Origin of the sequence: Saccharopolyspora sp. NPDC002686, from assembly GCF_040295745.1 — a bacterium.
Lineage (GTDB): Bacteria > Actinomycetota > Actinomycetes > Mycobacteriales > Pseudonocardiaceae > Saccharopolyspora > Saccharopolyspora oryzae.
This window is the reverse complement of sequence record NZ_JBEOVY010000479.1, coordinates 1-4,709: the sequence shown is the minus strand read 5'-3', so window position 1 is coordinate 4,709 and position 4,709 is coordinate 1. Positions and strand designations below refer to the sequence as shown.

Sequence of the window (4,709 nt, the reverse complement as noted above, 5' to 3'; positions counted from 1 at the left end):
GCCGGCGGGGGGCCGCGCGCGGGGGCGCCGGCCGCCGCTCTGCGCTTGTGCCCCGGGGGGGGGGGGCGCGCCGCGGGCCCCCCGCCGGGGGCTGGGCCGGAGCGCAGGCGGCGAGCGCGAGCGCGGCGAACGCCCCGAGGGCCACGCGTCGGGGTAGCGCGGCTTTCCTCATCGAATCCTCCTTCTCGGCGGAGCGGTCCTCGTTCGACCGGTCCGCGGTGTTATCCCAGGTCGCCCTCGATGGCTTCCAGCCCGGCGCTGGCGAATTCCTCGTCGAGGTCCTCGCTGGGGGCGCCGGCCACGCCGATGCCCGCGATGGGGGAACCGGCGATCACCGGGACGCCGCCGCCGAGGAACACGGTGCCCGGGATGTCCCGGAGGCTCGCACCACCTCCGCTGACCTGGTCGGTCAGTTCCGAGGTGGGCTTGCCCCAGGCAGCAGCGGTGAAGGCCTTGCCCCTGGCGGAATCACCGCTCTGCGGGCCCGCACCGTCGCCGGTCAGCCGCAGCCGCTCGTTGCCCGCGCGGTCCACGATGGACACGGTGACGTGCTGGCCCTCGGCCTCGGCTGCTGCGAGGGCGGCCCGCGCGGCCTTGGTCACGGCATCGCCGCTGAGCACCTGCGGCGGCCCGGCGGGCTGCGGATCGGACGGAGTGCAGGCGGCCAGAGCGAGCGCCGTGAACGCCCCGAGGGCCACGCGCTGGGTGAGCGCGGCTGTCCTCATCGACTTCTCCTGTTCGACGGACCGGTCCCCGGGCGAGCCGGGGACCGGAGCTGGGTGTCAGCGCAGTTCGGCCTGGATGGCCTGGAGGCCTGCGTTGGCGAACTCCGCGTCCAGGTCGGCGCTGGGCGCACCTGCGACGCCGATGCCGGCGATCGGGGAGCCCGCGGTCACCGGGACGCCGCCGCCCAGGAACAGCGTTCCGGGGATGTCGCGGAGGGTGGGGCCGTCGCCGGTGATGCCCTTGCCCAGCTCGGCGGTGGGCTTGCCCCAGGCGACGGCGGTGAACGCCTTGCGCTTGGCGGACTCGCCGCTCTGCGGGCCCGCACCGTCGCCGGTCAGCCGAACCCGCTCGTTGCCCGCGCGGTCCACGATGGACACGGTGACGCGCTGGCCCTTGGCCTCAGCGGCGTCGAGGGCGGCCTGCGCGGCCTTGGTGGCGGCGTCGACGCTGAGCACCGGCTGCTGGATGACCGCGGCCGGGGGCTGCGGGGGCTGCGGGGCCTGCTGCGGGGCGGGGGCGGCCTGCGCGACGGTCAGGCCGGTGGCGCCGCCGAGGATGCCGAGGCCGACCAGGGTGCCGACGACTGCGCGGTTGCGGGTGTTGGATCGCATCGGGGGTGACTCCTTCGCTTCCGGTTCGGTGCTTCCAGCTTCTGCCGCGCAGCCGTCCTGGGCGTCGTCGGAACGGATCTCCTTCGGCGCCTGCCGGTTGAGCCCGGATCAACCGATCCATTGATGTGGCCCGACCCGGACCGGCTTACAGTTCGCCCGGACCTGTCATGACCAGTGGCGAGGGGACCGCCTTGCTCGAACGACCCGACGGTTGGCTGTACCGCGCGATGCACGTGGGCTTCTTCGTGCTGCTCGCGTCCTCGGCGTCGCGCTACGTCGCCGCGCACGGGTTGCAGGGAGTGACGCCGCTGCTGCTCGGGTTGTCGGCTGCGCTGGTGCTGATCTACGTGGCAGGCGTCGTGTGGTGGGAGACGGCCGGTCAGCTGTGGCTCGCCGCCGTCGTCGGCGTCTGGGTCGCGTTGGTGCTGGTGGCGCCGAGCTTCAGCTGGTGCGCGGTGCCGCTGTTCTTCGTGTGCCTGCGGATGCTGCGGCCGAAGCCCCTGCTCGCCGCGGTCGTGCTGCTCACCGGCACGGTGATCTTCGCGCAGCTGCGGCTGGCGCCTCGCTTCGAGGTCATCGACGTGCTGGTCCCGCTGGCGGTGGCGGCCATGGCGACCGCGGTGTTCCTGCAGATCAGGCACGAGGGAGAGCGGCGCCAGCAGCTGATCGACCAGCTGGTCCGCACGCGCGGCGAGCTGGCCGAGGCGCAGCGGGAGGCCGGGATCAGCTGGGAGCGCGAGCGGTTGGCGCGGGAAATCCACGACACCATCGCGCAGGGCCTGTCGAGCATCCGGATGCTGTTGCAGGCGGCCGAGCGGGAGGGCGACCGGAGTGAGCACGTGCGGCGGGCCGGCGCTGTCGCCGAGGACAGCCTCGCTGAGGCTCGGCGCTTCGTGCGCGGACTCGCGCCTGCCGCGTTGACGCAGCAGTCGCTGGCCGATGCGCTGCGCGAACTTTCGGCGCGCGTGGCAGCGGAGACCGGCATCGAGGTCCGCTTCGACGTGGTGGGCGAGCCGCTGGCGACCTCGGAGGACGTCGATGCGGCGCTGCTGCGGGTGGCGCAAGGCGCGCTGGCCAACGTGCGCGAGCACAGCCAGGCCCGCAAGGCCGGGGTCACCCTGTCCTACATGGCCGATGCAGTGGCATTGGACGTGCGGGACGACGGGACGGGCTTCGACACCTCGGCCCCGCGCTCCGGCGAGGATCGGGGCTTCGGGTTGAGCGGGATGCGGGCGCGGATCGGGCAGCTCGGTGGTGAGCTGGTGGTGGAGAGCGGGCCCGGCGAGGGCACGGCGATCGCGGCGACCTTGCCGGTGGGAGGAAGCGCATGACGGTGCGGGTGCTGGTGGTCGACGACCACCCGGTGGTGCGCGCGGGGATCAAGGCCCTGCTGGACGGGGCGGAGGACATCGAGGTCGTCGGCGAGGCGTCGACGGCGGCGGAGGCCGTGCAGCGGGCCGGCGCTTTCAAACCGGACGTGGTGCTCATGGACCTCCAGCTCGGCGACGACGTGGGCGGGGTGACGGGCACCCGGCAGCTGCTCGCGCTCGCCGATCCGCCGCACGTGCTGGTGCTGACCACCTACGACGCGGACACCGACATCAACCGCGCCATCGACGCGGGCGCCACCGGCTACCTGCTCAAGGCCGGGCCGCCGGAGGAGCTGTTCCAGGCGATCCGCGCCGCCGCGCAGGGGCGGACCGCGCTGTCCCCGGAGATCGCCACCCGCCTGCTGCAGCGCAGCCGCGCGCCGGAGGAGGCGCTGAGCGAGCGCGAGGTCGAGATCCTGGAGCTGCTGGCGCACGGCCTGGGCAACCGGGACATGGCGCGCGAGCTGTTCATCAGCGAGGCCACGGTGAAGACGCACCTGGTGCACATCTACGCCAAGCTCGGCGTGGACAGCCGGATGGCCGCGGTGCGCGAAGCCGTCCGGCGGCGGCTGATCCGCTTCGACGACGCCCAGGGCTGACCCCCGGCGCTGATCTCCCCGCCGTTCGCGCAAGGCCTGCACGTCGCGTTCGGCTTCGCGGTGGTGGCCTGCCGACCGAGCAGCTCCCGAGCCCGCCCGAGCCGGTCGCGGCGAGCAAGCCGGAGCCACCTGCGGTCCCGGAGAGCGACCCGGACCCGGTCACCAGAGGTGGAAGATGCCCCGGTGGGCCAGCCACTGGTTCAAGTCCCGATGGCGGGTGACCTCGTTCAGGGTGCGGTGCACCGTGCGCAGGGCGTAGTCCGCTTCGCTGCGGTGCAGCGCGCCGGTGGCGACCGCGGTGGCGAACTCGGCGGCGTGGGTGATGCGCGCGCGGCCGCGGTCTTCGACCTCCAGCCCGAGCAGCAGGTCGACGGTCGTCCAGGAGCGGGTTTCGGGCTTGATGCGGACCGCGGTGAGGGTGCTCGGTCCCGGCCGCGAGTGCCTGCTGCGCGGGCGGTACCGGGTCAGCCGGAGGCCGAGATCGGGCAGCAGCCAGGTGATCTCGGCGGCGTGGTCCGGCGCGTCCGGGGTGGGGCATTCCACCGCCAGGCCCCACTGCTCGACGTGGCACACCTCCAACTGGTGAACGAACCCGGAGGGATGGGTGCGCTGCGAGCTGAACACGTCGATGACTTCAACCAATTGGGGAGAAATCGTTGCCGCCACGGTGTCGGAGAGTAGCGGGAAAAGTGCGGCTGAAGATCATCGTCGATTGGTTTTAACGTAACTTTTCAGTGCTCGTCGGATATCGATTCGCGCTGGCCACGGGCATCACCGGGTTGGCGGTAGCTTCCGCTGGCCGGGTACGGGATCGTCAACGGGTTGCGCGTTCCAGGACAGCTCGATCCCGTGCTCCTGCAGCCACGCTGACAGGTCGTAACCGTGCCGCGCGAGCCCGTCGACGGCGGTGTACGCGCGCTCCATCGCCCGCTGCGCGGTCTCGGCGTCGAGCAGCTCCGCCCGCACCGCCAGGACGAACTCGTCGGCGTCCAGCAGGTCCGCGCCGCGGTGGGTGCGGACCTCGACGTCCAGGTAGTGGTCGACGGTCCGCCAGCACTGCTCGCCGACTTCGACGTCCACCACGTCCAGGTAGAAGTCCAGGTCCCGCTCGTGGCCGGGATGCCAGTCCCAGCGGGTCACGCGCAGGCCGAGCGGGGGCAGCAGCCAGGACTCGAGGGCGGCGAGCTGCGGGTGGCCGGGCATGGTCCGGGCGAGGTAGAGGCCGAAGGGCTCGCGGTGGAAGCGCTGCACGGTGCGCACGTGGCCCTTGGGGTCGGTGTTGGTCCCCGCGGCCAAGTCGAACACCTCGACCTTCGCCTGCTCGGCGAAGCGCTTCCGCAGCTCTGCGGTGACCTTGCGGCGGTCCGTGCCCGGCAGGCACACCACGACGATCAGCAGGTAGC

The 4,709-nt window shown here is 72.8% G+C and carries 6 protein-coding genes; 2 read left to right on the top strand and 4 right to left on the bottom strand.

The window, feature by feature from the left end:
* Positions 1-221: 221 nt before the first annotated feature.
* Positions 222-725, bottom strand: coding sequence for a GlcG/HbpS family heme-binding protein (locus ABTZ89_RS35930; protein WP_351053394.1), 504 nt, complete (start codon positions 723-725; stop codon positions 222-224).
* A gap of 57 nt (positions 726-782) precedes the next feature.
* A complete protein-coding gene (locus ABTZ89_RS35925; protein WP_351053392.1) occupies positions 783-1,337 on the bottom strand; it encodes a GlcG/HbpS family heme-binding protein in 555 nt (184 codons plus the stop codon).
* Between the two features lie 167 nt (positions 1,338-1,504).
* Here ABTZ89_RS35925 and ABTZ89_RS35920 point away from each other — a divergent pair, with 167 nt between their 5' ends.
* Together ABTZ89_RS35920 and ABTZ89_RS35915 are read left to right on the top strand one after the other, a co-directional pair.
* Complete coding sequence (locus ABTZ89_RS35920; RefSeq protein ID WP_270951659.1) at positions 1,505-2,668, top strand: sensor histidine kinase; 1,164 nt, start codon at positions 1,505-1,507, stop codon at positions 2,666-2,668.
* Positions 2,665-3,306 carry a response regulator gene (locus ABTZ89_RS35915; RefSeq protein ID WP_270951658.1) on the top strand — a complete coding sequence of 214 codons (642 nt, stop codon included), beginning with the start codon at positions 2,665-2,667 and terminating at the stop codon, positions 3,304-3,306. Before ABTZ89_RS35920 ends, ABTZ89_RS35915 begins: the two co-directional genes overlap by 4 nt.
* Before the next feature lie 159 nt (positions 3,307-3,465).
* Here the strand turns inward: ABTZ89_RS35915 and ABTZ89_RS35910 are convergent, their stop codons facing one another.
* Both ABTZ89_RS35910 and ABTZ89_RS35905 read right to left on the bottom strand, forming a co-directional pair.
* Positions 3,466-3,948 carry a ribonuclease FAU-1 family protein gene (locus tag ABTZ89_RS35910; protein ID WP_270951657.1) on the bottom strand — a complete coding sequence of 161 codons (483 nt, stop codon included), beginning with the start codon at positions 3,946-3,948 and terminating at the stop codon, positions 3,466-3,468.
* Positions 3,949-4,077: 129 nt separating this feature from the next.
* A complete protein-coding gene (locus tag ABTZ89_RS35905; RefSeq protein ID WP_351053396.1) occupies positions 4,078-4,647 on the bottom strand; it encodes a ribonuclease FAU-1 family protein in 570 nt (189 codons plus the stop codon).
* Positions 4,648-4,709 lie beyond the last annotated feature (62 nt).

Coding starts and splice junctions, on each gene's coding strand:
- ABTZ89_RS35930 (WP_351053394.1), bottom strand. CDS start 725: ATGAGGACAGCCGCGCTCACCCAGCGCGTGGCCCTCGGGGCGTTCACG.
- ABTZ89_RS35925 (WP_351053392.1), bottom strand. CDS start 1,337: ATGCGATCCAACACCCGCAACCGCGCAGTCGTCGGCACCCTGGTCGGC.
- ABTZ89_RS35920 (WP_270951659.1), top strand. CDS start 1,505: ATGACCAGTGGCGAGGGGACCGCCTTGCTCGAACGACCCGACGGTTGG.
- ABTZ89_RS35915 (WP_270951658.1), top strand. CDS start 2,665: ATGACGGTGCGGGTGCTGGTGGTCGACGACCACCCGGTGGTGCGCGCG.